This window comes from Pseudomonas oryzae (assembly GCF_900104805.1).
Classification (GTDB): Bacteria; Pseudomonadota; Gammaproteobacteria; order Pseudomonadales; family Pseudomonadaceae; genus Geopseudomonas; species Geopseudomonas oryzae.
Map to the genome: position 1 here is coordinate 4361225 of NZ_LT629751.1, position 23776 is coordinate 4385000.

Here is a 23776-nt window from a genome sequence, read left to right on the forward strand (position 1 = left end):
TCCCGTGCTCAGCCCGCGGACGTCGCGTCGGCGAGACGCTCGAGGCCGACGAACGGGCAGGCGGCGAGCAGCTCGTGCAGCGGGCGGCCGTCCGGCAGGCGCAGCTCGGGAGCGATCTCGGCCAGCGGATAGAGGACGAAGGCGCGCGCGTGCATATGATAGTGCGGCACGGTCAGGCGTTCCTCGTCCAGTTGCAGGTCCCCGAACAGCAGGATGTCCAGGTCCAGGGTACGCGGCCCCCAGCGCTCGGCCTTGCGCTCGCGGCCCTGCTCGCGCTCGATGGCCTGCAGGGCGTCGAGCAGCTCGAGCGGGGCGAGCTCGCAATCCAGCGCGGCGGCGGCGTTGACGTAGCGCGGCTGGTCCGGCGGGCCGAGCGGGTCGCTGGCGTACAGCGAGGACACCGCGACCAGCCGGCAGCGCGGCAGCTGTGCAAGGGCGCCGAGGGCGGCCTCGAGCTGGCGGCGCGGCTCGGCGAGATTGCTGCCTAGACCGATATAGACGCGGGCCATCGACGGTTACTCCTGCGGCTGGCCGCTGGGGCTGTCATTGCGCCGCTTGCGCGGGCTGCGCCGGCGCTTGCGCGGTGCCTTGTCGCGGCCTTCGCCCTCGCTGAGGGCGCGGATCATGCTGCGCCGTTCGCTGTCGCTGGCGTCCTGGTAGTGCGTCCACCACTCGCCCAGGTCGCCGGTTTCCTCGCCGGCGCTCTCGCGCAGCAGCAGGAAGTCGTAGCCGGCGCGGAAGCGCGGATTCTCCAGCAGCAGGTCGGCGCGCTTGCCCTGGCGGCGCGGCAGGCGCTCCTGCATGTCCCAGATCTCGCGCAGCGGCAGGGTGAAGCGCTTGGGGATGGCGGTGCGCCGGCACTGCTCGCTGATCACCTCGTGGGCGGCCTCCTGCAGCGCCGGGAGCGCCGGCATGCCGCGCGCCTGCAGCGCGGCGGCGCGAGCCGGCAGGGCCGGCCAGAGCAGGGCGGCGAACAGGAAGGCCGGGGTCACCGGCTTGCCGAGGCGGATGCGTTCGTCGGTGTTGGCCAGCGCCTGGCGCATCAGCGCGCCGGCGTACTCCGGATCGGCCTTCAGCGCGGCGGCGCTGGCCGGGAACAGCGGAGCGAACAGGTCGTAGTCGCAGAGCAGCTCGAAGGTGCGCACGCCTTGGCCGGCGAGGAACAGCTTGAGCACCTCGTCGAACAGGCGCGCGGCGGGAATGTCGTTGAGCAGCGGGGCCAGGCGGCGGATCGGCTCGGCGCTGTGCTTGTCGATGTCGAAGCCGAGCTTGGCGGCGAAGCGCACCGCGCGCAGCATGCGCACCGGATCCTCGAGGTAGCGCTGCTCGGGCACGCCGATCAGGCGTACCAGGCGGTTGCGGATGTCGTGCACACCGTGGGCGTAGTCGAGGATGTGCTCGCTGTTGGGATCGTAGTACAGCGCGTTGATGGTGAAGTCGCGGCGCTGGGCGTCGTCTTCCTGGCTGCCATACACGTTGTCGCGCAGGATGCGGCCGCTTTCGTGGCGCGAGGCCTGGGCGCTGTCCTCGTCGTCCTCGCCCTGCGAGTGGTGGGCGCGGAAGGTCGCCACCTCGATGATCTCACGGCCGAAGTGCACGTGGACCAGCTTGAAGCGGCGGCCGATCACCCGCGCGTTGCGGAACTCGGCGCGCACCTGCTCGGGGGTGGCGCTGGTGGCCACGTCGAAGTCCTTGGGCTCGATGCCCAGCAGCAGGTCGCGCACGCAGCCGCCGACCAGATAGGCCTTGTAGCCGGCCTTCTGCAGGCGCTCGACCACGGAGACGGCGTTGCGGCTGATCTGCTCGCGGCGCAGCGGGTGCTGGCGGTTGCCGAGCACCTCCGGCGTGGTGCGGACGGCCCGGGTGCGGCGCAGGGGAGAGCGCAGGGTCTGGAACAGCTTCTTCAGCATGGGTGACTGGTTACCGGATGGGCAGGAACAGGCGGCGCCTGGACAATGGAGGCGGATTCTAGCACTGGCCGGCGGGGATGGTGAACGCGGGGAGGGGGACGGGCTGGCAGGCCGGGAAGCACAAGGGGGAGCCGAGGCTCCCCCTTCAAGTGTCTGGTCGTGCTTTGTTCTTGTTGGTCTTGCGGGCTTGTTGTTCTTGTCGTTGACCCGCCCGGATGCGTGGATCCGGTGCCGATCCCAGGTCGGGATCTAGGAACAAACGGATTGCTTTGGACGCTGATCAGTCGCCTACCGGTTCGGGCCGCTGCCTGCTGGCAGTTTTATTGTTCTCGGCCGGTCGAGGCATGCCCTCGTCGCGCTGGTCCTCTCCAAAACGATCAGTTTGCTGCGCCTCCACCCTGTTGTTCTTGTTCTGTTGGAGTCGATGCGTCTTGTTCTTGTTGTGTTGGTTCGGCGTTCTTGTTTTTGTTGTGAGAATAACCAAGCACCTATCGTGCCAATTTATTGAATTACTTTTAAATCAGTAACTTGGCGTGTTGTGGTGGCGGCGGGCAGGCACAAAAAAGCCGGATTCCCGTTACCGGGGAACCCGGCTGCTGTTACGTGCCGGCGGTGGGGTAACACCTCAGTCGGTGGCGGCCCCCGACTTGCGCCGCGGGATGCCCAGGCGCTGGCGGCGTTCCCACAGGCACTTGCGGCTGATGCCGAGCTTGCGTGCCAGTTCGGTCTCGGTCATGTGGTCCTGGTGTTCGAGGACGAAGTGCTGGAAGTAGTCCTCCAGCGACAGGTTCTCGGCGGGCTCGCTGCCGGCCGGCAGCGGTGGCAGGTCGGCGGCGAAGTCCTCGGGCAGCTCCAGCTCGACGTCGATGCCGAGCAGGTCGACCGGAATGCTCGTGCCCTCGCAGAGGATCACCGCGCGCTCGATGGCGTTCTCCAGTTCGCGCACGTTGCCCGGCCAGTTGTAGTGGCGGATCGCCTTGAGCGCCTCGGCCGAGAACTGCAGCGGCTCGCGGCCCATGCGCGCGCACTGGCGGGCCAGGAACACCCGGGCGATCTCCAGCACGTCGTCCTCGCGCTCGCGCAGCGCCGGCAGGCGCAGGGAAATGACGTGCAGGCGGTAGTAGAGGTCCTCGCGGAACTGGCCGTTCTTGGCCAGGTTCTTCAGGTCGCGGTGGGTGGCGGCGATCAGGCGCACGTCGACCTTCTGCGATTGCACCGAGCCGACCCGGCGGATCTCGCCCTCCTGCAGCACGCGCAGCAGGCGCGCCTGGGCCTCCAGCGGCAGCTCGCCGATCTCGTCGAGGAACAGGGTGCCGCCGTCGGCCGCCTCGACCAGGCCGGTGCGTCCGGCGGTGGCGCCGGTGAAGGCGCCCTTCTCGTGGCCGAACAGCTCCGACTCGATCAGGGTCTCCGGAATCGCCGCGCAGTTCACCGAGATCAGCGGCGCCTTGGCGCGCCGCGACAGGTTGTGCAGGGCGCGCGCCACCAGCTCCTTGCCGGTGCCGGACTCGCCCTGGATCAGCACGGTGGAGTCGGTCGGCGCGACCTTGCGAATCTTGCCGTACAGATCCTGCATCGCCGCGCACTGGCCGATGATGCCGATGTCGGTGCTGGGGGCTGCGGCGGCCGGGCTGGCGACCTCGGCGGCGGGGCTGGGCGGAGCCACGGTGCGGGTCTGGCGCTCGCGCAGGATGCGCGCCACCGCCTGGAGCATTTCGTCGTGGTCGAACGGCTTGGCGATGTAGTCGATGGCGCCGAGCTTCATCGAGTCGACCGCCGAGCGCAGGCTGGCGTAGCTGGTCATGATCAGCACCGGGGTGCCTTCGGCCAGGCCGATCAGCTCGGTGCCCGGCGCGCCGGGCAGGCGCAGGTCGCTGATCACCAGGTCGAAGCCGGGGATGCTGTAGCGTTCGCGCGCCTCCTGTACCGAGCCAGCCTCGCTGACCTGGTACTGGTTGCGCTCCAGCAGGCGACGCAGTGCCGAGCGGATGATGGTTTCGTCTTCGACGATGAGGATGTGTGCCATGTCTGTTCAGCTCTCGCGACGTACTCGGAAGCGGCTGGAAACTGTCTGCGCCGGTCTCTGCGGACGGCTTTGCGGATGCGCCCGAAGCGGGCGGCGGACCGACCGGAAGGGAGCGCTCTGGCGCCCGCCCGGTGCGGTTGCAGTGTCCATCGGCTTCACGGGGTGTCGGCAGCCATGTGGCCGCCAAAGCGCGGCAAGGTGATCCGGAAGCGCGTACCACGCTGGTTTTCCGGGTCTGCCGGGCTGTCGATGGTTATCTGTCCATAATGCTCCTCGACGATCGAATAGACCAGTGCGAGGCCCAGGCCGGTCCCTTTGCCGGGGTCTTTGGTGGTGAAGAAAGGTTCGAACAGGCGCTCGACGATCGAGCGGGGAATCCCCGGGCCCTCGTCCTCGACCAGCAGGTCGACGGTGTGCTCGCCGGCCTCGGTGCGCACGCGGATGGCGCCGCCGTGGGGCGAGGCGTCGCGCGCGTTGGACAGCAGGTTGATCAGCACCTGGGCGAGACGCTGGGCGTCGCCCTCGACCCAGTGCTGCGGGTCGCACAGGTTGAAGTAGTGCACGTCGTAGTCGCGGTTCAGCGACAGCAGGCTGATCGCCTCGCGCGCCGCGTCGGCCAGGCACACCGGCTCGCTGCTCTGCTGGCGACCGCCGGCGTGGGCGAAGCTCATCAGCGACTGGACGATGCGGGTGATGCGCTTGGTCTGCTCGATGATCTGCTCGGCGGTCTCGGCGATCTCGGGGTCGCCGGCGCGCTCCTCGTGGAGGTTCTGCGCCAGGCAGGCGATGCCGGTGACCGGGTTGCCGATCTCATGGGCCACCCCGGCGGCCAGGCGGCCGATCGACGCCAGCCGTTCGGAGTGGACCAGGCGGTCCTCCAGCAACTGGGTTTCGGTGAGGTCCTCGACCAGCAGCACCAGGCCGCTGTTGCCGGGCGCCAGCGGCTCGTCGATTGCCGCCTTGTGCAGGTTGAACCAGCGCGTCTGGCCGTCGAGGGACAGGCGCTGCTTGTGCAGGTGTTCGTCGGGCGCCTCGATGAAGGCGGTGAGCAGTTCGCGCCAGGGTTCGGGCAGGGTGGCCAGGCGTGAGCCGACCACGCGATGCGCCTCGATGCCGGTGAGCTCCTCCATGGCTCGGTTCCACTTGATGATTTCCTGGTCCTGGGCCAGCGAGCAGACCCCCATCGGCAGCTCCTGCAGGGTCTGCCGGTGGTAGCGGCGCAGCGCGTCGAGTTCGGCGGCCAGGCCGGTCAGGCGCGACTGGTAGTCTTCCAGGCGGCTCTCGATGAAGTGGATGTCCTCGGTGACGTAGGTTTCGCCGCCGGCCTTGAAGGGCAGGAAGTTCTCGACGATGTCCTGGGCGACGCTGGGCCCCATGAGGCCGGACAGGTTGGCCTCGATGCGGTCGCGCAGGCGGCGCAGGGCGTAGGGACGCTGCTCGTCGAAGGGCAGGCCGAGGTCGCGCAGGGCCTGCTCCACCTCGCGCTGGGCGGTGCGCGCCCCGAGCGGTTTGGCCAGCTCGCTGGCGAACTCCTGGGGCGAGGCGGCGACCAGTTCGCGGCGCTGCGGGCGCCGCACGTTGTCCACCGCGCAGGCTTCGGCGGCGCTCTGCTCCTCGACGCTGGCCTCGGTGAACAGCGACACCAGGGTGAACACCAGCACGTTGACCGCCAGCGAGGCGATCCCGGCCAGGTGCCAGCTGGTGTCATCGAGCACGTAGACCAGGTTGAGCAGCGGCAGGTAGAAGCCCGGCACCTCGCCGATCAGCGGCAGCAGCATGGTCAGGATCCACACCGTGGCGCCGGCCAGCAGGCCGCCGATGAAGCCGCGGCGGTTGGCGCTCGGCCAGTACAGTACCGACAGCGCGCCGGGCAGGAACTGCAGGGTGGCGACGAAGGACACGGTGCCCAGGTGCGACAGTTCCTGATCGGAGACGATCAGCAGGTAGAAGCCGTAGCTGGCGGCGATGATCGCGGCGATCAGCGCGCGGCGCGTCCACTTCAGCCAGCGGTAGATGTTGCCCTCGGCCGGCGGCTGGTAGAGCGGCAGCACCAGGTGATTGAGGGCCATCCCCGACAGCGCCAGGGTGACCACGATGACCAGGCCGCTGGCGGCGGCGAGGCCGCCGATGTAGGCGGCCAGCACCAGCCAGGGATTGCCGACGTCGAGGCCGATGCCGAGGGTGAAGTATTCCGGGCTGGTGGCCACGCCGAGCTTGAGGCCGCCCCACAGGATCGGCGGCACGGCGAGGCTCATCAGCAGCAGGAACAGCGGCAGGCCCCAGCTGGCGGTAGCCAGCGCGCGCGGGTTGAGGTTCTCGGCGAAGGCCATGTGGAACATGTGCGGCATGACGATGGCGGCGGCGAAGAACACCAGCAGCAGGGTGCGCCAGGGGCCTTCCTGCAGCGGGGTGTGCAGGGTGGTCAGCGCGGTCTGGTTCTGCAGCAGCCACTGTTCGAGGCCGGCCGGCCCCTCGAACACGCCGTACAGGGCGTACAGGCCGATGGCGGTCATGGCGCACAGCTTGATCAGCGACTCGAAGGCGATCGCCAGTACCAGTCCCTCGTGGCGCTCGCGGGTGGCGATGCGCCGCGAACCGAACAGGATGGTGAACAGGGTGAGCAGGGCGCAGAAGCCCAGGGCCACCCGCTCGCGAGTCGGCTCGCCGGTGATGATGGCGATGCTGTCGGCGACCGCCTGGATCTGCAGGGCGAGCAGCGGCAGCACGGCGACCAGCATGAACAGGGTGGTCAGGGTGCCGGCCCAGGTGCTGCGGAAGCGGAAGGCGAACAGGTCGGCCAGCGAGGACAGCTGGTAGGTGCGCGTCAGGCGCAGGATCGGGTAGAGCAGTACCGGGGCGAGCAGGAAGGCGCCGGACAGGCCGAGGTAGATGGCCAGGAAGCCGTAGCCGTACTGGTAGGCCAGGCCGACCGCGCCGTAGAAGGCCCAGGCGCTGGCGTACACGCCGAGCGACAGGATGTAGACCAGCGGGTGGCGCACCAGGGCGCGCGGTACCGCGCCGCGCTCGGTCAGCCAGGCGACGCCGAACAGCACCAGCAGGTAGCCGGCGCTGATCAGCAGCAGGTGGGTCAGGTTAAAGCTCGTCGGCATCGCGCTGGCTCTGCAGGATGAAGGCCACGACGATGAGGATCAGCCAGAGCAGGTACGGCCGGTACCAGGCGCCATTGGGGTCGATCCACCAGTCCATGATGGCCGGGGAAAACAGATAGATCCCCACCACCAGGAGCAGGACCAGCCGGTAGATATACATGGGAGACCTCGTTGTTCGATGACCGGATGGTAGCGGAGGCGGGGGCGAAGCAGAAGCACGCGGTAACAATCCCGGGAGGGTGCTGTTACCGCACCTCGGCTTCGGGCAGGGCGGTCTGCCGCGGGATGGCGGCGGGATTCCAGTGCCGCGTGCCCCAGGCCAGAACCTCGCCGACCCCGGCCTGCGCCAGTTCCTCGGGCGGCCGCTGGCCGAGCGCGCGCAGGGCGCGGCTGAGCAGTGCCGGCGCCCGATCGGCGGGCAGTGGCGGCGAGCGGTAAGACTTGCCCAGCTTGTGGCCGTCCGGCTGCAGCAGCAGGGGAATGTGCAGGTAGCGCGGCTGCGGCAGGCCGAGCAGTTCCTGCAGGTACAGCTGGCGCGGCGTGGAGTCGAGCAGGTCGGCGCCGCGCACGATGTCGGTGACGCCCTGCCAGGCGTCGTCGAGCACCACCGCCAGCTGGTAGGCGAACAAGCCGTCGCGGCGACGGATCACGAAGTCGCCGACCTCGCGGGCGAGGTTCTGCGCGAAGGCGCCCTGCACCCGGTCAACGAAGCGGTACTCGGCATCCGGCACGCGCAGGCGGATGGCGGCATCGGCCAGTGGCCGGCCGGCGTCGCGGCAGGTGCCGGGGTAGATCGTCTGGCCCTCGAGCTGCTTGCGCGAGCAGGTGCACGGATAGGCCAGGCCACGTGCCAGCAGGTCGTTGACCGCCGCGGCATAGGCCGCATGACGGGCGCTCTGCCGTTGCACCGTGCCGTCCCATTCCAGTCCGTAGGTTTCCAGGGCGCGCAGGATGGCGTCCTGGGCACCGGGGACCTCGCGGGGCGGATCGAGATCCTCCATGCGCAGCAGCCAGCGGCCGCCGGCGGCGCGGGCGTCGAGCCAGGAGGCGAGGGCGGCGACCAGCGAGCCGAAATGCAGGTAGCCGCTGGGGGTGGGGGCGAAGCGGCCGGTGTAGGCGGTGGCTGGGCTCATCGGCGGGCGTTCGACTGGCAGGGCGGGGCGACAGCGGCCCCTGCCGCACGTGTCGGCGGGGGCCAGAAACAGCGCGGGGCGCCGTGGCGCCCCGTTGCGGGTCAGGAACCCAGCTGCTTTTCCTTGATTTCCGCGAGGGTCTTGCAGTCGATGCACAGGGTGGCGGTCGGCCGTGCCTCGAGGCGGCGGATGCCGATCTCGACGCCGCAGGACTCGCACCAGCCGTAGTCGTTGTCCTCGATCAGCTGCAGCGTCTCGTCGATCTTCTTGATCAGCTTGCGCTCGCGATCGCGGGTGCGCAGTTCGAGGCTGAACTCCTCTTCCTGACTGGCGCGGTCGGCAGGGTCCGGGAAGTTGGCGGCCTCATCCTGCATGTGGTGCACGGTGCGGTCGACTTCCTCCATCAGCTGCTTCTTCCAGCCGTTGAGAATGGCGGTGAAGTGGGCGCGCATCTTGTCGCCCATGTATTCCTCGCCGGGGGTCTCCTGGTAGGGTTCGAAGCTGCGGATCTGGGTGCTTTTGTCTTGGGTATTGGTCGGCATGTTATGTCCGCCTCTCACGTTCGCTAATCCCGTGCGCAGGTTGTGTCCATTAGCGGCATTCTAGCCGGGCCTGCGGTTGCAAGCGGGCGAACCTACCAGAATCGCGGTGAGGACGCTACCCCGAGGGTCACGCTCTCTGCACCAGGGCGCGCCAGTTGGCTAGAATCGCTTTTTGCCCAGTCACGGAGGGCCGTATGGCTCCGTCCTTCAGCGCGCGCAGCCGCGCCATCGCTCCCTTCCACGTCATGGCCCTGCTGGCGCGGGCTCACGAGTTGCAGGCCGCCGGTCATGACGTCATCCATCTGGAGATCGGCGAGCCGGATTTCACCACCGCCGAGCCCATCGTGCGCGCCGGTCAGGCGGCGCTGGCCGCCGGGCATACCCGCTACACCGCGGCGCGCGGCCTGCCGGCGCTGCGCGAGGCGCTGGCCGGTTTCTACGCCCGCCGCCATGGCCTCAGCATAGACCCCGAGCGCATCCTCATCACCCCCGGTGGCAGCGGCGCCCTGCTGCTGGCCGCGGCCCTGCTGGTTGATCCCGGCAAGCACTGGCTGCTCGCCGATCCGGGCTATCCGTGCAACCGCCACTTCCTGCGCCTGGTCGAGGGCGACGCGCAGCTGGTGCCGGTGGGGCCGGAGTCGCGCTACCAGCTGACCCCGGAGCTGATCGAGCGGCACTGGAACGCAGGCAGCGTCGGCGCGCTGCTCGCCTCGCCGGCCAATCCCACCGGCACGGTGCTGAGTCGTTCGGAGCTGGCGGCGCTGTCGGCGGCGCTGCGCGCGCGTGGCGGTCATCTGCTGGTCGACGAGATCTACCACGGTCTGACCTACGGGCTGGACGCGCCCAGCGTGCTGGAAGTGGACGACGAGGCCTTCGTGCTCAACAGCTTCTCCAAGTACTTCGGCATGACCGGCTGGCGCCTGGGCTGGCTGGTGGCACCGCCGGCGGCGGTGCCCGAGCTGGAGAAGCTGGCGCAGAACCTCTACATCAGTGCACCGACCCTGGCCCAGCATGCCGCGCTGGCCTGCTTCGAGGAGGAGACTCTGGCCATCCTCGAGGCGCGCCGCGCCGAGTTCGCGCGCCGCCGTGACTATCTACTGCCGGCCCTGCGCGACCTGGGCTTCACCATTGCCGTCGAGCCGCAGGGCGCCTTCTATCTGTACGCCGACATCTCGGCGTTCGGCGGCGATGCGCAGGCGTTCTGCCGGCACTTCCTGGAAACCGAGCACGTTGCCTTCACCCCGGGACTGGACTTCGGTCATCACCTGGCCGACCGCCACGTGCGCTTCGCCTACACCCAGAGCCTGCCGCGCCTCGAGGAGGCGGTGGAACGCATCGCGCGCGGCCTGCAGAGCTGGCGCCCCGATGCACTTTGATCCGCCGCTGGAGGAGGGCCGTCTGCTGCGGCGCTACAAGCGCTTCCTCGCCGACATCGAGACGCCCGCGGGAGAGACGCTGACCATCCACTGTGCCAACACCGGCTCGATGCTCAACTGCATGGCCGCGGGCGGACGGGTATGGTTCAGCCGCTCGCATGATCCGAAGCGCAAGCTGCCGGGTACCTGGGAGCTGAGTGAGACCCCGCAGGGGCGCCTGGCCTGCGTCAACACCGCACGGGCCAATGCGCTGGTCGAGGAGGCGCTGCGCGCCGGCGTCATCGTCGAGCTGGCCGGCTTCACCGCGCTGCAGCGCGAGGTGCGCTACGGCGCGGAGAACAGCCGCGTCGACTTTCGCCTGGATTACCCCGCTGGTGCCGCCTACGTCGAGGTCAAGAGCGTGACCCTGGGCTTCGATGGCACTCCGGTGGCGGCCTTTCCCGACGCGCGCACCGCGCGCGGCGCCAGACACCTGCGCGAGCTGGCCGCCCTGGCGCGCTGCGGCGTGCGTGCGGTGCAGCTGTACTGCGTGAACCTCAGCGGCATCGCGGCGGTGCGGGCGGCGGCGGAGATCGATCCGCACTACGCGCAGGAGCTGCAGGCGGCGGTGGCGGCGGGGGTCGAGGTACTGGCCTATGGCGCCGAGCTGTCGCCGCAGGGGATACGGCTGGCGCGGCGTCTGGAGGTCATCCTGCCTGGCGGCTGAGCGGGGCGTGTCGTGCCGGATCTGGCGCGCCCTATCCCGCGATCCAGATGGCGCCGTCCTGTTCGCGAGTGGCCAGGGCGACCAGGCTTTCGCCGGCGCAGGGGCCCGCCACGCACTCGCCGGACTCGATGACGAACAGGGCGCCGTGGGTGGCGCACTGGATCAGGCTGCCGCTGACGTCGAGGAACTGGTCGGGCTGCCACTCGAGGGGAATGCCGCGGTGCGGACAGCGGTTGCGGTAGGCGTACACCCGACCGTCGCGCCGTACCAGCAGAACGCTGCCGCCGTTCAGGGGGAAGCCGCGGCTGTCGCCTTCGCTCAGTTCGTCGCTGCTGCACAGTCGCTGCATGGGATCTCCTTCGTCTCGCCGCGATTATCCCCCGCAGCGCAGGTGACCGCCAGGGCGCGCGAGCGCCGCTGTCAGCCTGCTATGCTGCGCGTCATTTGCCGACCCTGCTGCGATCCATGAACCTTCCTCTCCGTGGCTCCCTGCTTCTGCCCCTGCTGGGCTTCGCCCTCGTACTGGCTTTCTGCCTGGCGCTGACGCTGGGACCGGTCGGCCTGTCGCCGGGCGACAGTCTGCGCGCGCTGCTGCGCCTGGTCGGCCTGCCGCTGGACGGCAGCGGGCTGCAGCAGGCCGAGCTGATCATCGGGCAGATCCGCCTGCCGCGCGCCTTGCTGGCGATTGCGCTGGGCACGGTGCTGGCGCTGGCCGGGGTGGCGATGCAGGGGCTGTTCCGCAATCCACTGGCCGATCCCGGCCTGATCGGCGTCTCCAGCGGCGCGGCGCTGGGGGCGGCGCTGGCCATCGTCGGCGGCAGCCTGCTCGGCTGGCAACCGGCGGCCTGGCTGGCGCCCTGGCTGCTGTCGGCCTGCGCCTTCGCCGGCGGCCTGCTGGTCACCGCGCTGGTCTACCGCCTGGGCCGGCGCGAGGGGCAGACGCGGGTGGCGACCATGCTGCTGGCCGGCATCGCCGTCAGCGCCCTGGCGGGTGCCGTCATCGGCCTGTGCAGCTACCTGGCCGACGACGCCACCCTGCGCAGCCTGACCTTCTGGAACCTGGGCAGCCTCAATGGTGCCAGCTACGCCCGCCTGTGGCCGCTGCTGCCGGTGTGCCTGCTGGTGGCGCTGTGGCTGCCGCGGCGTGCTGCGGCGCTGAATGCGCTGCTACTCGGCGAGTCGGAGGCGCGTCATCTCGGTTTCGATGTCGAGCGCCTGAAACGCGAGCTGGTGCTGTGCGTCGCCCTCGGCGTCGGCGCTGCGGTGGCGGCGGCCGGGATGATCGGCTTCGTCGGCCTGGTGGTGCCGCATCTGGTGCGCCTGCTCACCGGTCCCGACCATCGCCGGCTGCTGCCGGCGGCCGCCCTGGCCGGTGCCACCCTGCTGCTGCTCGCCGATCTGGCGGCGCGTCTGCTGCTGGCGCCGGCGGAGCTGCCGATCGGCACGCTCACGGCATTGCTCGGCGCACCGTTCTTCCTCTACCTGCTGAGCCGGGAGCGCCTGTGATGCTGCGTGCGGAGCGTCTGGCGGTGCGGCGTGGCCCCTGCGCCGTGCTGGCCGAGATCGATCTCGAGCTGCGCCCCGGCGAGCTGCTCGGCGTCCTGGGACCCAACGGTGCGGGCAAGAGCAGCCTGCTCGCCGCCCTCAGCGGCGAACTGCCGCCGGCGGCCGGGCGGGTGCTGCTGGATGGCCGCGCGCTGGAGGCCTGGCCCGGGCGCGACAGGGCGCAGCGGCTGGCGGTGCTGCCGCAGAGCCCGAGCCTGAGTTTTCCGTTCGCCGTCGAGGAAGTGGTCGCCATGGGCCGTCTGCCCCATGCCACGGGGCAGGTGCACGATGCCGAAGTGGTCGCCGCAGCGCTGGCTGCCGCGGATATCGCTCACCTGGCCGGGCGCAGCTATCTGGCGCTGTCCGGCGGCGAGCGTCAGCGCGTGCAGCTGGCGCGGGTCCTGGCGCAGCTGTGGCCGGGACGTGCGGGGCAGGTGCTGCTGCTCGACGAGCCGACCGCGATGCTCGATCCCCTGCATCAGCACGCCATCCTGCAGGCCGTGCGCCGGCTGGCCGCGCGCGGCGTGGCGGTGCTGACCGTGCTGCATGACCTCAACCTGGCCGCGCGCTACTGCGATCGCCTGTTGCTGCTCGTAGCCGGCCGGAGCCAGGCCCTCGGCACGCCACAACAGGTGTTGCAGCCGGCGTCGATCGAGGCGGTGTTCGGCCTCGAGGTGCTGGTGCAAAGCCATCCCGAACGGGGGCATCCCCTGATCATCGTGCGCTGAGGAGATTCGTCGATGCGTGTTCTGTTGCTCTGCGTCCTGGCCCTGCTGGCCGCCTGTCACAGCCTGCCGCCGCTGCCGGCCTGGCAGAGCCCGCAGGGACGGCAGCATGCCGATCAGGGCGTGATCCTCGACCTGCGCAGTGGCGAGCGGCTGACTTCGGCGCAGCTGGTCGCGCGCCTGGCGCCGGCTCCGCGGCTGCTGATTGGCGAGCAGCACGACAACCCCGATCACCATGCCCTGCAGCTGTGGCTGCTGCAGGCCCTGGCGCGCGAGCGTCAGCCGGGAGCCCTGCTGCTGGAAATGCTCAATCCCGACCAGCAGGTGCGAGTCGACGCCGTGCGAGCGCAGGTGCGGCGCGGCGCATGGCCGGCCGACCTGCCGGCGGCGCTGGCCTGGCAGAAGGGCTGGGACTGGGCGATGTACGGCGCGCTTCTGCGCCATGCCGTGGCCCAACCGGAGCCGCTGCTGGCGGCCAATCTCGACCGCGACGAGATCGGCCATATCTACCGTGCACCGCTGTCGCTCGCGGGGACGGCCTCGACGGCGCCGAGCGTGCAGGAGGCGCTGCGCGCGCAGATCCGCGAGGCGCACTGCCGGCTGCTGCCAGAGGAGCAGCTGCCGGCGATGCTGGCTGTGCAGCAGCAGCGCGACCGACGCATGGCCGAGCGCCTGCTGGCCGCGCCGCTGCCGGCCGTCCTGCTGGCCGGCGGCTACCACGTGCGCCGCGACCTGGGTGTGCCGCTGCACCTGAGCGATCTGGAAGCAAACGCGGGCCTGCTGGTGCTGCAGCTGGCGGAGGTGGGGCAGGCGGTGAGCTCGGCGCAGGCCGATTTCGTCTGGTACACCCCGGCGCAGCCCGAGCAGGATCACTGTGCCGGCCTGCGTCAGGGCAAGACGCGCTGAATCGCGGACAAAAAAAGACCCGGCAGAGCCGGGTCGAAACCGTGATTTAGCCTGATGAGGAGATAAACCGAAGATTGGCTGGCGCCTTTCCCGTTTATCCACTGGCCTCGCGACCAGTGGTTTAAATAATAATGCTTCTCATTTTTGAGTCAAGCGTTTTTCGATTGCCTTGGCAGCGGCCAACAAAAAAGGCGCGCGGAATGGCTCCGCGCGCCTTTTCTGCTGTGTCGCTCAGGTGGTTCAGTCGGGCTGCGCGACGCGCTGCTGGGTGACTTCCTGGTTGAGCAGGCGGATGCGCCGGGCCAGGCTTTCGATCAGGCTGTGGGCGATGCGCGGGTTGCTGTGCATCAGGCTGATGAACTGCTCCTTGGGGATGGTCATCACCGTGCAGGGCTCGCTGGCGATGACGCTGGCGCTGCGCTTTTCGCCGGTGAACACCGCCATGGCGCCGAAGATCTCATCCTTCTGCACATCGCCGACGCGCTGACCGTCGACGAAGGCCTCGGCGTGCCCCTCGACGATGATGAACACGTTGTCGGCATCGTCGCCCTGGTGGATCAGCTCCTCGCCGGCGGCGAAGTGCTGGTAGCCGGTGTTCGGGCGCAGCTCGGGCTGGCGCAGGCGGGCGAGGGCGTCGGCGAGCAGGGAGATCTGGCCGCTCAGATACTGGGTGAACAGCTCCTGACGGCGCGGTTCGGCGTGGATGTAGGCGAGCACCGCACTGCGCGAGTAGGGACGCAGGCGCACCCGTTCGTCACAGCTGTAGCGGCAGGCGGGGGACTCGAGCCCCTGGCGCAGGCCGAGCAGGTCACCCTCGCTGAGGAAGAACACTGGACGCTCGTCTATCTCGGCCTGCAGCAGGCCGCTCTCGATGAAGAACAGCTGGTCGGCCGGCAGCTCCGCCAGGACGTCCTGCCGATTGGCGATTTCCAGCGATGGACCTGCCGGCTCCAGTCCCTCCAGGAGTTGTCCGGGCAGGCTTTGCAGGTGGTTGATCAGTTGATCGGCATAGGCCGGGTGCTCGCCGGTGAGGTACATGGGCGCGATTCCTTGAGGAGCAGGTCGAATAATGACGCCAAGCGCCCGCAGACAATAAAGGTTTTGCCCGCTGCAGGTAAATTGATGGCGGTGGAGGTTGTGAGCTAGCTCTTGTTGCGTGGCTCGCCGGCGGCGAGCTGCTCGAGCAGTCGTGCCTTGTGCTCGTCGGGCAGCTCGCTCCAGTGGATGTCGAGCAGGGCGCCCTCGATGGAGTAGAGCAGGACTCGTGAAGCGTTGAAGCCGCGGGCGAGCACGGCCCGGTAGGCAGCGACCGCACCGCGGCGGCGCAGCTCGCTGGCGCTGTGGATGCCGACGGCGTGCAGCCACAGGGCCGAGGTCTTGCCCAGGTTCTTCAGTTGCAGCAGTTCGTCGCTCATCGCCCCCACCCCGCGGCTCACCGGCCGTCTAGCGAAAAGTCTAGACGGCGCTGGCGAAGTCGCGAGTGCGGGGCAGTCGCCGCCGGGATGGCGCCTTACAGGCCGGGGAGGTGGCGGCGCAGGCGCTCGACCAGATCGTCGAGACTGCCCGTTTCGTGGGTGGCGATGCGACCGCTGTGCGCCAGCTCCTCCTCGTCCAGCGGCTCGCGGCCGGCCTCCTGGGCCTGGACCACCGCTAGGGTGGCGTCGGACGGATCGCGTCCCTCGGCTCGGCGCTCGGCGAGCCAGGCCGCGATCACTTCCTGGGGGGCATGGCAGTCGAGGATCAGGAAGGGTACACCAAGCTGTTCGGCCACCGCGTGGGCGGCCTGGCGCTGGGCGTGCTTGAGGTAGGTGGCGTCCAGCACCACCGGGAAGCCGGCGCGCAGGACGGCGGCGCCCAGTTCGTGCAGGCGCGCGTAGGTGGCCTGGCTGGCCGCGGCCGAGTACAGCGCGCTTTCATCGGCACCGGGCAACAGGCGTTTGCGCTCGACGTCCGAGCGCAGGCGGATGGCGCCGAACGCTTCGACCAGCCGCTGGGCGACGTGACTCTTGCCGACGGCGGACACACCATGGGTGATGGCCAGGAAGCGGACCGGCACGGTGCTGTAGCTTTCCGCCAGACTCGCATAGTTGCGGTACTGGCTGAGGATGGTCGACCGCTCGCCGGCATCCTGCTCCTGGGCTAGGCGGAACAGACAGATCTTGGCGCGTACCATGGCCCGGTAGGCCTTGTAGAACGGCAGCAGGGTCAAACCCTGGTAGTCGCCGGTCAGCTCGAGATAGGCGTTGATGAAGCGGCTGGACAGCGACTTGAGGCCGCGATCCTCGAGGTCCATGGCCAGGAAGGCGGCATCGCTCATCACGTCGATCAGGCGGAACGGCTCGTTGAACTCGATGCAGTCGAACAGCAGCACGTCGGCGCCGAGCAGGGCGACGTTGGCCAGATGGATGTCGCCGTGGCATTCGCGGACGAAGCCGTCGGCCTTGCGCTGGTCGAGGACGGGTCTGAGGCGGGCGAAGGTGTCTTCCGCCCAGGCTTCCAGATGCTGCAGCTGGGCCAGGTCGTCGTTCTCGTCGAGCAGGGGGCGGATCTGCTCGAAGTTCTGTCGTACCGGCGCCATGATCGCCTCGGCGCTGCCCAGGGTGTGTTCGGACGGTACACGCTGGGCCTTGGCGTGCAGGTTGGCGATCTGCTGGGCGAGCTGGTCGATGTGCGCCGCAGTCAGCTCGCCGCGGGCCAGGACATTGGACAGCAGTCCGCTCTGCGGGAACTGGCGCATCTTCAGGACATGATCGACTGCCGGGCCAGTGCCGCCCAGTTGCGGGTTGTCCGCGCCGCCGGTGACCGGCAGGACCTCCAAGTAGATGTCCGGTGCGGTGCGCTGATTCAGGCGCAGCTCCTCGCGGCAGAAGTGTTCGCGGGCCTCGCGGGTGCTGAAGTCGAGGAAGCCGAAGTCGACGGGCTTCTTCAGCTTGTAGGCATAGGGGCCGGTGAGCAGGACCCAGGAGATGTGTGTCTCGATGACTTCGAAGCCCTCCACCGGGTGGGGGTACAGGGCGGGGTTCTGCAGGGCTTCGATCAGGGACTGGGGCACGGGTGGTCCTTTTCGTCGGAAAAGTGGCTGAATTCGCATTATGGCGGCTGCGTCCGGTCGTGCAAACCGTCGAGCGCCTCATCGGTCCTGCGGTGAAGCGCGTATAATGCCGAGCCATGACACGATCTCGCACTCCCTCCCGCCGTACATCTCCTTCCCGTCGTCAGCCGCCGCGCGCCTCCCGCCCCTGGATGGGCTGGCTGGTCAAGCTTGGGCTGGCCGGCCTGGTGTTGCTCGCCGCGCTGATGATCTACCTCGATGCCGTCGTCCAGGAGAAGTTCTCCGGGCAGCGCTGGACCGTGCCGGCGAAGGTCTACGCGCGGCCGCTGGAGCTGTTCGCCGGGCTCAAGCTGAGCCGCGAGGACTTCGTCACCGAGCTGCAGGCGCTCGGCTATCGGCGGGTCAACCGGGTGCAGCGCCCCGGCGAACTGGCGGTGAGCGCCAGCCAGGTCGAGCTGCACACGCGCGGCTTCCGGTTCTACGAGGGCGCCGAGCCGGCCCAGCAGCTGCGGGTGCGCTTCTCCGGCAACCAGGTAGTCGGGCTCAGCCAGTCCGGCGGTGGCGAGCTGGCGGTGGCGCGCCTGGAACCGCTGATGATCGGCGGTCTGTATCCGGCGCACAACGAAGATCGCATCCTGGTCCAGCTGGATGAGGTGCCGCCGCGTCTGCTGGAAACCCTGATCGCGGTCGAGGATCGCGAGTTCTACAGTCACTTCGGCGTGTCGCCCAAGTCGATCGCTCGTGCCATGTGGGTCAACACCACCGCGGGGTCGCTGGTGCAGGGGGGCAGTACCCTGACCCAGCAGCTGGTGAAGAACTTCTTTCTCAGCAACGAGCGCAGCCTGAGCCGCAAGGGTACCGAGGCGCTGATGGCGCTGTTGCTGGAGCTGCACTACGACAAGCAGCAGATCCTCGAGGCCTACCTCAACGAGGTTTTCCTCGGCCAGGACGGGCAGCGGGCGATCCACGGTTTCGGCCTGGCCAGCCAGTACTTCTTCGGCCAGCCGCTGGCCGAGCTGCGTCTGCACCAGATCGCCCTGCTGGTCGGTATGGTCAAAGGGCCGTCCTACTACAATCCGCGGCGGTACCCCGAACGGGCGCTGGTGCGGCGCAATCTGGTGCTCGACCTGCTCGCCGAGCAGGGGGTGGCCAGCAGCGAGGAAGTGGCGCTGGCGAAGAAGGCGCCGCTGGAGGTCAGCAGCCGCGGCAGCCTGGCCAACAGCACCTATCCGGCCTTCCTCGACATGGTCAAGCGCCAGTTGCGCCAGGACTACCGCGACGAGGATCTGACCGAGGAAGGGCTGCGCATCTTCACCAGCCTCGATCCCATCCTGCAGCTCAAGGCCGAGAAGGCCATGGCCGAGACGCTCAAGCGCCTCGGCGGGCGCAAGGGCATCGACGAGGTCGAGGCGGCGATGGTCGTCACCAATCCGCAGACCGGCGAGGTGCAGGCGCTGCTCGGCAGTCGTCAGCCGCGCTTCGCCGGTTTCAACCGAGCGCTGGACGCCCAGCGGCCGATCGGTTCGCTGGTCAAGCCGGCGGTCTATCTGACCGCTCTGGAGAAGCCGAGCCAGTACACCCTGACCAGTTGGTTGGCCGACGAGCCGTTTTCGATCAAGGGCGCTGACGGTCAGGTCTGGCAGCCGAAAAACTATGACCACCAGGCCCACGGCACCATCTTCCTCTATCAGGGGCTGGCGCACTCCTACAACCTGTCCACCGCCAAGCTGGGCCTCGAGCTGGGCGTCCCCAGCGTGCTGAAGACCGTGGCGCGTCTGGGCGTGGAGCAGGATTGGCCGGCCTACCCGTCGATGCTGCTGGGTGCGGGTTCGCTCAGTCCGATGCAGGTGGCGGGCATGTATCAGACGCTGGCCAACGGTGGCTTCAACACCCCGCTGCGCGGCATCCGCAGCGTGTTGACCGCTACCGGCGAGCCGCTCAAGGGCTATCCCTACGAGGTGCAGCAGCGCTTCGATCCGGGAGCCATCCATCTGGTGCAGGAGGCCATGCGCCGGGTGATGCGCGAGGGCACTGCGCGCTCGGTGTACAACCAGCTGCCGGCTTCGCTGAACCTGGCGGGCAAGACCGGCACCAGCAACGACTCGCGAGACAGCTGGTTCGCCGGTTTCGGCCAGGATCTGCTGGCGGTGGTGTGGATGGGACGCGACGACAACGGCAAGACGCCGCTGACCGGGGCCACCGGGGCGTTGCAGGTGTGGGCCGGCTTCATGCGCAGCGCCATGCCGACACCGCTGGACACCACTCCGCCCAACAACGTGACCCTGGCCTGGGTCGACCCCTACAGCGGCCAGGGCTCCGACCAGAGCTGCCCGGGAGCGGTGCAGATGCCGTATATTCGCGGCAGTGAGCCGCCATCCGGTGCGCCCTGCGGTCTGCCCCAGCAGTTGCAGGAGCCGGCGCAGCAGGTCATGGACTGGGTGCGTGGCTGGCTGGAGCAATAACCAAGGGGCGGCACTTTGCTGGCTGGCGGCAGGTCTAATCGCATGAGTGACGGCCGCCGGGCGGTTCGTCATGCGTCATTCACGGCAGGGAGACTGGAAGTGAACAAGGGTTGGTTGGTGCCGCTGGCATTGTCGCTGCTGGCGGGCTGTGCGACTCCGGTGCAGCGGGGGTCGATTCCGGTGGTCGAGGCTGGGCGGCCGGTCAGTGCCGGCGGGCAGCAGATGCGTGCGCCGGCTGCGGTAACGCCGCAAGCGGCGCCGCAGATGCAGGCGCAGGATTCCGGTGTGGTGGTGATGGTGCCGCAGGAGGTGGCTGCTGCGCCGATCCAGACTTTTCCAGGGGCTTCGAGCAGTGCCCCGCTGACCACCAGTGGCGGACTCGGCGCTTCGCCATCGGGCGTGTCGGCGCCTGCAGCGCCGCAGGCCGGCTCGGGGGCGGTTACCCTGGCGGCGGACGAGCGTCTCGACGGTCCGGTGCTGGCGCTGCTGACTTCGGCGCAGCAGATGGAGCGCAGTGGCAACCTGGCCGGTGCCTCGTCCAGTCTGGAGCGTGCCCAGCGTATCGCTCCGCGCGAGCCGCAGGTGCTCTATCGATTGGCGGAAGTGCGCCTGGCTCAGGGCGATCCGGCCCAGGCCGAGCAGCTGGCGCGCCGTGGCCTGACCTATGCCGGCGGCCGTCCGGCGCTGCAGGCCAGCCTGTGGGAGGTGATCGCCCAGGCGCGGGAGCGTCAGGGGGATGCGGCTGGTGCGGCCCAGGCTCGCCAGCGCGCCAAGGTGCCGCTCTGATGGACGCTCGCCTGCCTGTCCTGGCCGAACAGTTGCTGCTGATCGAGCGTGAGCTGCGTCTGCTCGGCTGGTGGGCCAGTGTGCCCCCCGATGCTGCGCGGCTGTCCAGTCGCGAGCCCTTCTGCGTCGATACTCTGGCGTTCGAGGAGTGGTTGCAGTGGATCCTGCTGCCGCGGATGAAGGTGCTTGTCGAGGCGGGCGGAGCTTTGCCCTCGGCCTGCGCGTTGCGTCCGATGGGTGAGATGTCCTGGGCGGGAGATGCGCGTGTGGCCGGGCTGCTGGACTTGCTGGGCGAGGTTGATTGCGTGCTGACCGCCGCCTGAAGTTGGCGGCGGCCCACAGGATTACTGGCAGTTCTCGGCGATGGCCTTTTCCGTCTCGCTGATCCTGGTCTGGCGCTCATCCTGCGTCAGACGGCGCGCCTCGCCCTCGGCATCGGACACCCGCACGCGGCGGTTGTTGCGCAGCTGGGCCAGGTTGGTGCGCAGGCTGGTGCAGTACGCCTCGAGCTCCTTTTCCTTCTGCGCCACTTCCTGGCGCACGCGGGCATCGATTTCCTCCTGCTGCGGGTCGTTGACCATGCCGCTTGCCGCCGGCGGGGTTGCTGCGGGCTTGCCAGCCGCTGGCTGCTTGGCGGTGGGGATCACGCTGGCTTCGGCCGACTGCGGCGGCTGGGCGGTGAAATGGGTAACGCCCTGGGCATCGACCCACTTGTAGATCTGGCCGGCGCAGGCTGCGCCCACGCAACCGAACAGCAGACTGGCGAGAAGAAGTGTGCGACGCATGCTGGATCCTTGTCGTGTCGGGAAAGGCGCCGGTCACTATACCGAAAAGCAGCGCCCCGGCAGTCTGCGCTGGGTCACAGGCGCAGCGGTGAACTTCGGCTTGACTTGCCTGCGGCTTACCCGAACAATCTGCGATTCGCTGTAGCGAGTCCGATACTCTTGCGGCTCCTCGGCAGACCATGAGGTGCACACCCGCGCCGCCCAAGCCAGGCCCTGTCACGCGTTACCTCGCGCCGGGGGGGGAGCTTTCCGTAACACCAGGAGCGCTCCCGATACTTGCTAAGTCAGCAGCTGACGTCGCCGGCGACTACCGTCGCCCATGCTCTGCCTGGCAGTTAACCGAACTTCGGTCGCCCCTTCGAGGGTGTTTCTCAGGCGTTCTAGAGGTGAAACGTGGAGCTTTTATCAGGCGCTGAAATGATCGTCCGCTTCCTGCGCGACGAGGGCGTGAAGTACATCTACGGGTACCCGGGTGGTGCCGTTCTGCATATCTACGATGCGCTTTTCAAGGAAAAGTCCATCGAGCACATTCTGGTCCGTCACGAGCAGGCCGCCACCCACATGGCCGACGGCTATGCCCGCGCGACCGGCAAGGCCGGCGTGGTGCTGGTGACTTCCGGCCCGGGGGCGACCAACGCCATCACCGGCATCGCCACCGCCTACATGGACTCGATCCCCATGGTGGTGCTGTCCGGCCAGGTGCCGAGCAACATGGTCGGTACCGACGCCTTCCAGGAAACCGACATGGTCGGCATTTCCCGGCCGATCGTGAAGCACAGCTTCATCATCAAGCACCCGTCGGAAATCCCCGAGGTGCTGAAGAAGGCCTTCTACATCGCCGAGTCCGGTCGTCCCGGTCCGGTGGTCGTCGATTTCCCCAAGGACATGACCAACCCGGCGGAGAAGTACGAGTACGTCTACCCGAAGAAGGTCAAGCTGCGCTCCTATGGCCCGGCCGTGCGCGGCCACTCCGGGCAAATCCGCAAGGCTGCCGAGATGCTGCTGGCGGCCAAGCGCCCGGTGCTCTACTCCGGTGGTGGCGTGATCATGGGCAATGCTTCGGCGCCTTTGACCGAGCTGGCGCGCATGCTCAACCTGCCGGTGACCAACACCCTGATGGGACTCGGCGGCTACCCGGGCAGCGACCGCCAGTTCCTTGGCATGCTCGGCATGCACGGCAGCTACACCGCCAACCTGACCATGCACCACGCCGACGTGATCCTCGCCGTCGGTGCGCGCTTCGACGATCGGGTGATCAACGGTGCGCCGAAGTTCTGCCCGAACGCCAAGATCATCCACATTGACATCGACCCGGCGTCGATCTCCAAGACTATCAAGGCCGACGTGCCGATCGTCGGTCCGGTCGACAGCGTGCTCACCGAGATGGTGGCCATCCTCAAGGAAATCGGCCAGAAGCCGAACCAGGAAGCCCTGGCCAGCTGGTGGAAGCAGATCGAGGAGTGGCGCGGTAACCGTAGCCTGTTCCCCTACGACAAGGGCGACGGCAGCATCATCAAGCCGCAGACCGTGATCGAGACTCTCTACGAGGTTACCCGTGGCGATGCCTTCGTCGCCTCGGACGTCGGCCAGCACCAGATGTTCGCCGCCCAGTACTACAAGTTCGACAAGCCGAACCGCTGGCTGAACTCCGGAGGCCTGGGCACCATGGGCTTCGGCCTGCCGGCGGCCATGGGCGCCAAGCTGAACTTCCCGGATGTCGACGTCGCCTGCGTCACCGGTGAAGGCAGCATCCAGATGAACATCCAGGAGCTGTCGACCTGCCTGCAGTACGACCTGCCGGTGAAGATCGTCACTCTCAACAACCAGGCTCTGGGCATGGTCAAGCAGTGGCAGGACATGGTCTACAGCGGCCGCCACTCGCACTCCTACATGGATTCGCTGCCGGACTTCGTCAAGCTGGTCGAAGCCTACGGGCACGTCGGCATGAAGATCACCCGGCTCGAGGACCTCAAGCCGAAGATGGAAGAGGCCTTCGCGCTCAAGGATCGCCTGGTGTTCCTGGACATTCAGGTGGATGCCAGCGAGCACGTATACCCGATGCAGATTCGTGACGGCTCCATGCGCGACATGTGGCTGAGCAAGACGGAGCGCACCTGAACATGCGACACATCATCTCCCTGCTCCTGGAAAACGAACCCGGCGCGCTGTCGCGCGTGGTCGGTCTGTTCTCCCAGCGCAACTACAACATCGAGAGCCTGACCGTGGCGCCGACCGAGGACCCGACTCTGTCGCGTCTGACGCTCACCACCATCGGTCAGGACGAAGTGATCGAGCAGATCACCAAGAACCTGAACAAGCTGATCGAAGTGGTCAAGCTGGTGAACCTGTCGGAAAGCGCGCACATCGAGCGCGAGCTGATGCTGGTCAAGGTCAAGGCCACCGGCGCCCAGCGCGCCGAGATCAAGCGCACCGCCGACATCTTCCGCGGCCAGATCGTGGACGTCACCAGCAGCGTCTACACCGTGCAGCTGGCAGGTACCAGCGACAAGCTCGACAGCTTCATTCAGGCCATCGGCACCGCGTCGATCCTGGAAGTGGTCCGCAGCGGTGTCACCGGCATCGCCCGCGGCGACAAGACGCTGAGCATCTGATTTTGAACAAGGCCTGACAGGCCGCACTGAACCGAGGGTTTTCCATGCACGTTTACTACGACAAAGACTGCGATCTGTCGATCATCCAGGGCAAGAAGGT

General features: G+C 68.3%; 23 protein-coding genes (1 of these 23 only partly in view). 11 read left to right on the top strand and 12 right to left on the bottom strand.

The genetic code is table 11. From position 1 onward, the window contains the following. Positions 1 to 8 precede the first annotated feature (8 nt). The 7 genes from folK to dksA form a co-directional block, all read right to left on the bottom strand. Positions 9 to 509 carry a 2-amino-4-hydroxy-6-hydroxymethyldihydropteridine diphosphokinase gene (gene folK, locus BLT78_RS19870; RefSeq protein ID WP_090351668.1) on the bottom strand — a complete coding sequence of 167 codons (501 nt, stop codon included), beginning with the start codon at positions 507 to 509 and terminating at the stop codon, positions 9 to 11. A gap of 6 nt (positions 510 to 515) precedes the next feature. Next, positions 516 to 1910, bottom strand: coding sequence for a polynucleotide adenylyltransferase PcnB (locus tag BLT78_RS19875; protein WP_090351670.1), 1395 nt, complete (start codon positions 1908 to 1910; stop codon positions 516 to 518). A gap of 625 nt (positions 1911 to 2535) precedes the next feature. Further along, positions 2536 to 3936 (bottom strand): sigma-54-dependent transcriptional regulator, encoded by a 1401-nt coding sequence (locus BLT78_RS19880; protein ID WP_090351671.1) that lies wholly within the window; start codon positions 3934 to 3936, stop codon positions 2536 to 2538. A 155-nt stretch (positions 3937 to 4091) separates the two neighbouring features. Then, positions 4092 to 7046 carry a sensor histidine kinase gene (locus BLT78_RS19885; protein ID WP_090351673.1) on the bottom strand — a complete coding sequence of 985 codons (2955 nt, stop codon included), beginning with the start codon at positions 7044 to 7046 and terminating at the stop codon, positions 4092 to 4094. Then, positions 7030 to 7206, bottom strand: a complete 177-nt coding sequence (locus BLT78_RS19890; RefSeq protein ID WP_043244475.1) for a hypothetical protein — start codon at positions 7204 to 7206, stop codon at positions 7030 to 7032. Before BLT78_RS19890 ends, BLT78_RS19885 begins: the two co-directional genes overlap by 17 nt. Positions 7207 to 7291: 85 nt before the next feature. Continuing rightward, positions 7292 to 8179 (bottom strand): tRNA glutamyl-Q(34) synthetase GluQRS, encoded by an 888-nt coding sequence (gene gluQRS / locus BLT78_RS19895; protein ID WP_090351675.1) that lies wholly within the window; start codon positions 8177 to 8179, stop codon positions 7292 to 7294. Between the two features lie 101 nt (positions 8180 to 8280). Continuing rightward, positions 8281 to 8721 carry an RNA polymerase-binding protein DksA gene (gene dksA, locus BLT78_RS19900; protein WP_090351676.1) on the bottom strand — a complete coding sequence of 147 codons (441 nt, stop codon included), beginning with the start codon at positions 8719 to 8721 and terminating at the stop codon, positions 8281 to 8283. A gap of 194 nt (positions 8722 to 8915) precedes the next feature. Here dksA and BLT78_RS19905 point away from each other — a divergent pair, with 194 nt between their 5' ends. Beyond that, positions 8916 to 10097, top strand: coding sequence for a pyridoxal phosphate-dependent aminotransferase (locus BLT78_RS19905; RefSeq protein ID WP_090351678.1), 1182 nt, complete (start codon positions 8916 to 8918; stop codon positions 10095 to 10097). Further along, positions 10087 to 10803 (top strand): DNA/RNA nuclease SfsA, encoded by a 717-nt coding sequence (sfsA, locus tag BLT78_RS19910; RefSeq protein WP_090351680.1) that lies wholly within the window; start codon positions 10087 to 10089, stop codon positions 10801 to 10803. The genes BLT78_RS19905 and sfsA overlap by 11 nt, the downstream gene beginning before the upstream one ends. 31 nt (positions 10804 to 10834) lie before the next feature. Here sfsA and BLT78_RS19915 read toward each other — a convergent pair whose 3' ends face one another. After that, positions 10835 to 11152, bottom strand: a complete 318-nt coding sequence (locus BLT78_RS19915) for a Rieske (2Fe-2S) protein (RefSeq protein ID WP_090351681.1) — start codon at positions 11150 to 11152, stop codon at positions 10835 to 10837. Between the two features lie 116 nt (positions 11153 to 11268). Here BLT78_RS19915 and BLT78_RS19920 point away from each other — a divergent pair, with 116 nt between their 5' ends. The 3 genes from BLT78_RS19920 to BLT78_RS19930 are packed head-to-tail and all read left to right on the top strand — an operon-like array spanning position 11269 to position 13979. Further along, complete coding sequence (locus tag BLT78_RS19920; protein WP_090351683.1) at positions 11269 to 12309, top strand: FecCD family ABC transporter permease; 1041 nt, start codon at positions 11269 to 11271, stop codon at positions 12307 to 12309. Further along, positions 12309 to 13076 carry a heme ABC transporter ATP-binding protein gene (locus BLT78_RS19925; protein WP_090351684.1) on the top strand — a complete coding sequence of 256 codons (768 nt, stop codon included), beginning with the start codon at positions 12309 to 12311 and terminating at the stop codon, positions 13074 to 13076. The genes BLT78_RS19920 and BLT78_RS19925 overlap by 1 nt, the downstream gene beginning before the upstream one ends. A gap of 12 nt (positions 13077 to 13088) precedes the next feature. Next, positions 13089 to 13979 carry a ChaN family lipoprotein gene (locus tag BLT78_RS19930; protein ID WP_090351686.1) on the top strand — a complete coding sequence of 297 codons (891 nt, stop codon included), beginning with the start codon at positions 13089 to 13091 and terminating at the stop codon, positions 13977 to 13979. Positions 13980 to 14219: 240 nt separating this feature from the next. Here the strand turns inward: BLT78_RS19930 and BLT78_RS19935 are convergent, their stop codons facing one another. The 3 genes from BLT78_RS19935 to BLT78_RS19945 all read right to left on the bottom strand — a co-directional run bounded on the left by BLT78_RS19935 (position 14220) and on the right by BLT78_RS19945 (position 17031). After that, on the bottom strand, positions 14220 to 15017 hold the full coding sequence (locus BLT78_RS19935) for a Crp/Fnr family transcriptional regulator (RefSeq protein ID WP_090351688.1): 798 nt from the start codon (positions 15015 to 15017) through the stop codon (positions 14220 to 14222). Positions 15018 to 15121: 104 nt separating this feature from the next. Beyond that, positions 15122 to 15394: a TfoX/Sxy family protein gene (locus BLT78_RS19940; protein WP_090351690.1), complete on the bottom strand. Its 273-nt coding sequence runs from the start codon at positions 15392 to 15394 to the stop codon at positions 15122 to 15124. Between the two features lie 95 nt (positions 15395 to 15489). After that, positions 15490 to 17031 (bottom strand): bifunctional aminoglycoside phosphotransferase/ATP-binding protein, encoded by a 1542-nt coding sequence (locus BLT78_RS19945; RefSeq protein WP_090351691.1) that lies wholly within the window; start codon positions 17029 to 17031, stop codon positions 15490 to 15492. Positions 17032 to 17147: 116 nt separating this feature from the next. On the opposite strand from BLT78_RS19945, the gene mrcB reads away from it, so the two are divergent. The 3 genes from mrcB to BLT78_RS19960 all read left to right on the top strand — a co-directional run bounded on the left by mrcB (position 17148) and on the right by BLT78_RS19960 (position 20602). Then, entirely contained in the window at positions 17148 to 19493 is a 2346-nt protein-coding gene (gene mrcB, locus BLT78_RS19950) for a penicillin-binding protein 1B (protein WP_090351693.1), read from the top strand. A gap of 99 nt (positions 19494 to 19592) precedes the next feature. Then, entirely contained in the window at positions 19593 to 20279 is a 687-nt protein-coding gene (locus BLT78_RS19955) for a tetratricopeptide repeat protein (RefSeq protein ID WP_090351695.1), read from the top strand. Next, entirely contained in the window at positions 20279 to 20602 is a 324-nt protein-coding gene (locus tag BLT78_RS19960; protein ID WP_090351696.1) for a YqcC family protein, read from the top strand. The genes BLT78_RS19955 and BLT78_RS19960 overlap by 1 nt, the downstream gene beginning before the upstream one ends. Positions 20603 to 20623: 21 nt before the next feature. Here BLT78_RS19960 and BLT78_RS19965 read toward each other — a convergent pair whose 3' ends face one another. Next, positions 20624 to 21064 (bottom strand): DUF4124 domain-containing protein, encoded by a 441-nt coding sequence (locus BLT78_RS19965; RefSeq protein WP_090351698.1) that lies wholly within the window; start codon positions 21062 to 21064, stop codon positions 20624 to 20626. Positions 21065 to 21457: 393 nt separating this feature from the next. Between BLT78_RS19965 and BLT78_RS19970 the strand changes: the two genes are divergently transcribed. The 3 genes in view from BLT78_RS19970 to ilvC are tightly spaced (at most 44 nt apart) and all read left to right on the top strand, a layout consistent with a single transcriptional unit that may run on beyond the window. Next, positions 21458 to 23182, top strand: a complete 1725-nt coding sequence (locus tag BLT78_RS19970; RefSeq protein ID WP_090351700.1) for an acetolactate synthase 3 large subunit — start codon at positions 21458 to 21460, stop codon at positions 23180 to 23182. 2 nt (positions 23183 to 23184) lie between these two features. Next, the gene (ilvN, locus tag BLT78_RS19975; RefSeq protein WP_090351701.1) at positions 23185 to 23676 is read left to right on the top strand and encodes an acetolactate synthase small subunit; all 492 of its coding nucleotides are present in this window, start codon (positions 23185 to 23187) and stop codon (positions 23674 to 23676) included. 44 nt (positions 23677 to 23720) lie between these two features. Beyond that, positions 23721 to 23776 carry the beginning of a ketol-acid reductoisomerase gene (gene ilvC / locus BLT78_RS19980; protein ID WP_090351703.1) on the top strand. It continues 961 nt past the right edge of the window, so 56 of the gene's 1017 nt are visible here — the first part of the coding sequence; it begins with the start codon at positions 23721 to 23723; its stop codon lies off the right edge, out of view.

Excerpts from the sequence above, each read along its gene's own strand:
- BLT78_RS19960 (WP_090351696.1), top strand. The coding sequence starts at position 20,279 with ATGGACGCTCGCCTGCCTGTCCTGGCCGAACAGTTGCTGCTGATCGAG.
- gluQRS (WP_090351675.1), bottom strand. The coding sequence starts at position 8,179 with ATGAGCCCAGCCACCGCCTACACCGGCCGCTTCGCCCCCACCCCCAGC.
- BLT78_RS19885 (WP_090351673.1), bottom strand. The coding sequence starts at position 7,046 with ATGCCGACGAGCTTTAACCTGACCCACCTGCTGCTGATCAGCGCCGGC.
- BLT78_RS19920 (WP_090351683.1), top strand. The coding sequence starts at position 11,269 with ATGAACCTTCCTCTCCGTGGCTCCCTGCTTCTGCCCCTGCTGGGCTTC.
- ilvN (WP_090351701.1), top strand. The coding sequence starts at position 23,185 with ATGCGACACATCATCTCCCTGCTCCTGGAAAACGAACCCGGCGCGCTG.
- mrcB (WP_090351693.1), top strand. The coding sequence starts at position 17,148 with ATGACACGATCTCGCACTCCCTCCCGCCGTACATCTCCTTCCCGTCGT.
- BLT78_RS19925 (WP_090351684.1), top strand. The coding sequence starts at position 12,309 with ATGCTGCGTGCGGAGCGTCTGGCGGTGCGGCGTGGCCCCTGCGCCGTG.
- dksA (WP_090351676.1), bottom strand. The coding sequence starts at position 8,721 with ATGCCGACCAATACCCAAGACAAAAGCACCCAGATCCGCAGCTTCGAA.
- BLT78_RS19875 (WP_090351670.1), bottom strand. The coding sequence starts at position 1,910 with ATGCTGAAGAAGCTGTTCCAGACCCTGCGCTCTCCCCTGCGCCGCACC.
- sfsA (WP_090351680.1), top strand. The coding sequence starts at position 10,087 with ATGCACTTTGATCCGCCGCTGGAGGAGGGCCGTCTGCTGCGGCGCTAC.
- BLT78_RS19890 (WP_043244475.1), bottom strand. The coding sequence starts at position 7,206 with ATGTATATCTACCGGCTGGTCCTGCTCCTGGTGGTGGGGATCTATCTG.
- BLT78_RS19905 (WP_090351678.1), top strand. The coding sequence starts at position 8,916 with ATGGCTCCGTCCTTCAGCGCGCGCAGCCGCGCCATCGCTCCCTTCCAC.
- BLT78_RS19930 (WP_090351686.1), top strand. The coding sequence starts at position 13,089 with ATGCGTGTTCTGTTGCTCTGCGTCCTGGCCCTGCTGGCCGCCTGTCAC.
- BLT78_RS19935 (WP_090351688.1), bottom strand. The coding sequence starts at position 15,017 with ATGTACCTCACCGGCGAGCACCCGGCCTATGCCGATCAACTGATCAAC.
- BLT78_RS19940 (WP_090351690.1), bottom strand. The coding sequence starts at position 15,394 with ATGAGCGACGAACTGCTGCAACTGAAGAACCTGGGCAAGACCTCGGCC.
- BLT78_RS19880 (WP_090351671.1), bottom strand. The coding sequence starts at position 3,936 with ATGGCACACATCCTCATCGTCGAAGACGAAACCATCATCCGCTCGGCA.
- folK (WP_090351668.1), bottom strand. The coding sequence starts at position 509 with ATGGCCCGCGTCTATATCGGTCTAGGCAGCAATCTCGCCGAGCCGCGC.
- BLT78_RS19965 (WP_090351698.1), bottom strand. The coding sequence starts at position 21,064 with ATGCGTCGCACACTTCTTCTCGCCAGTCTGCTGTTCGGTTGCGTGGGC.
- BLT78_RS19915 (WP_090351681.1), bottom strand. The coding sequence starts at position 11,152 with ATGCAGCGACTGTGCAGCAGCGACGAACTGAGCGAAGGCGACAGCCGC.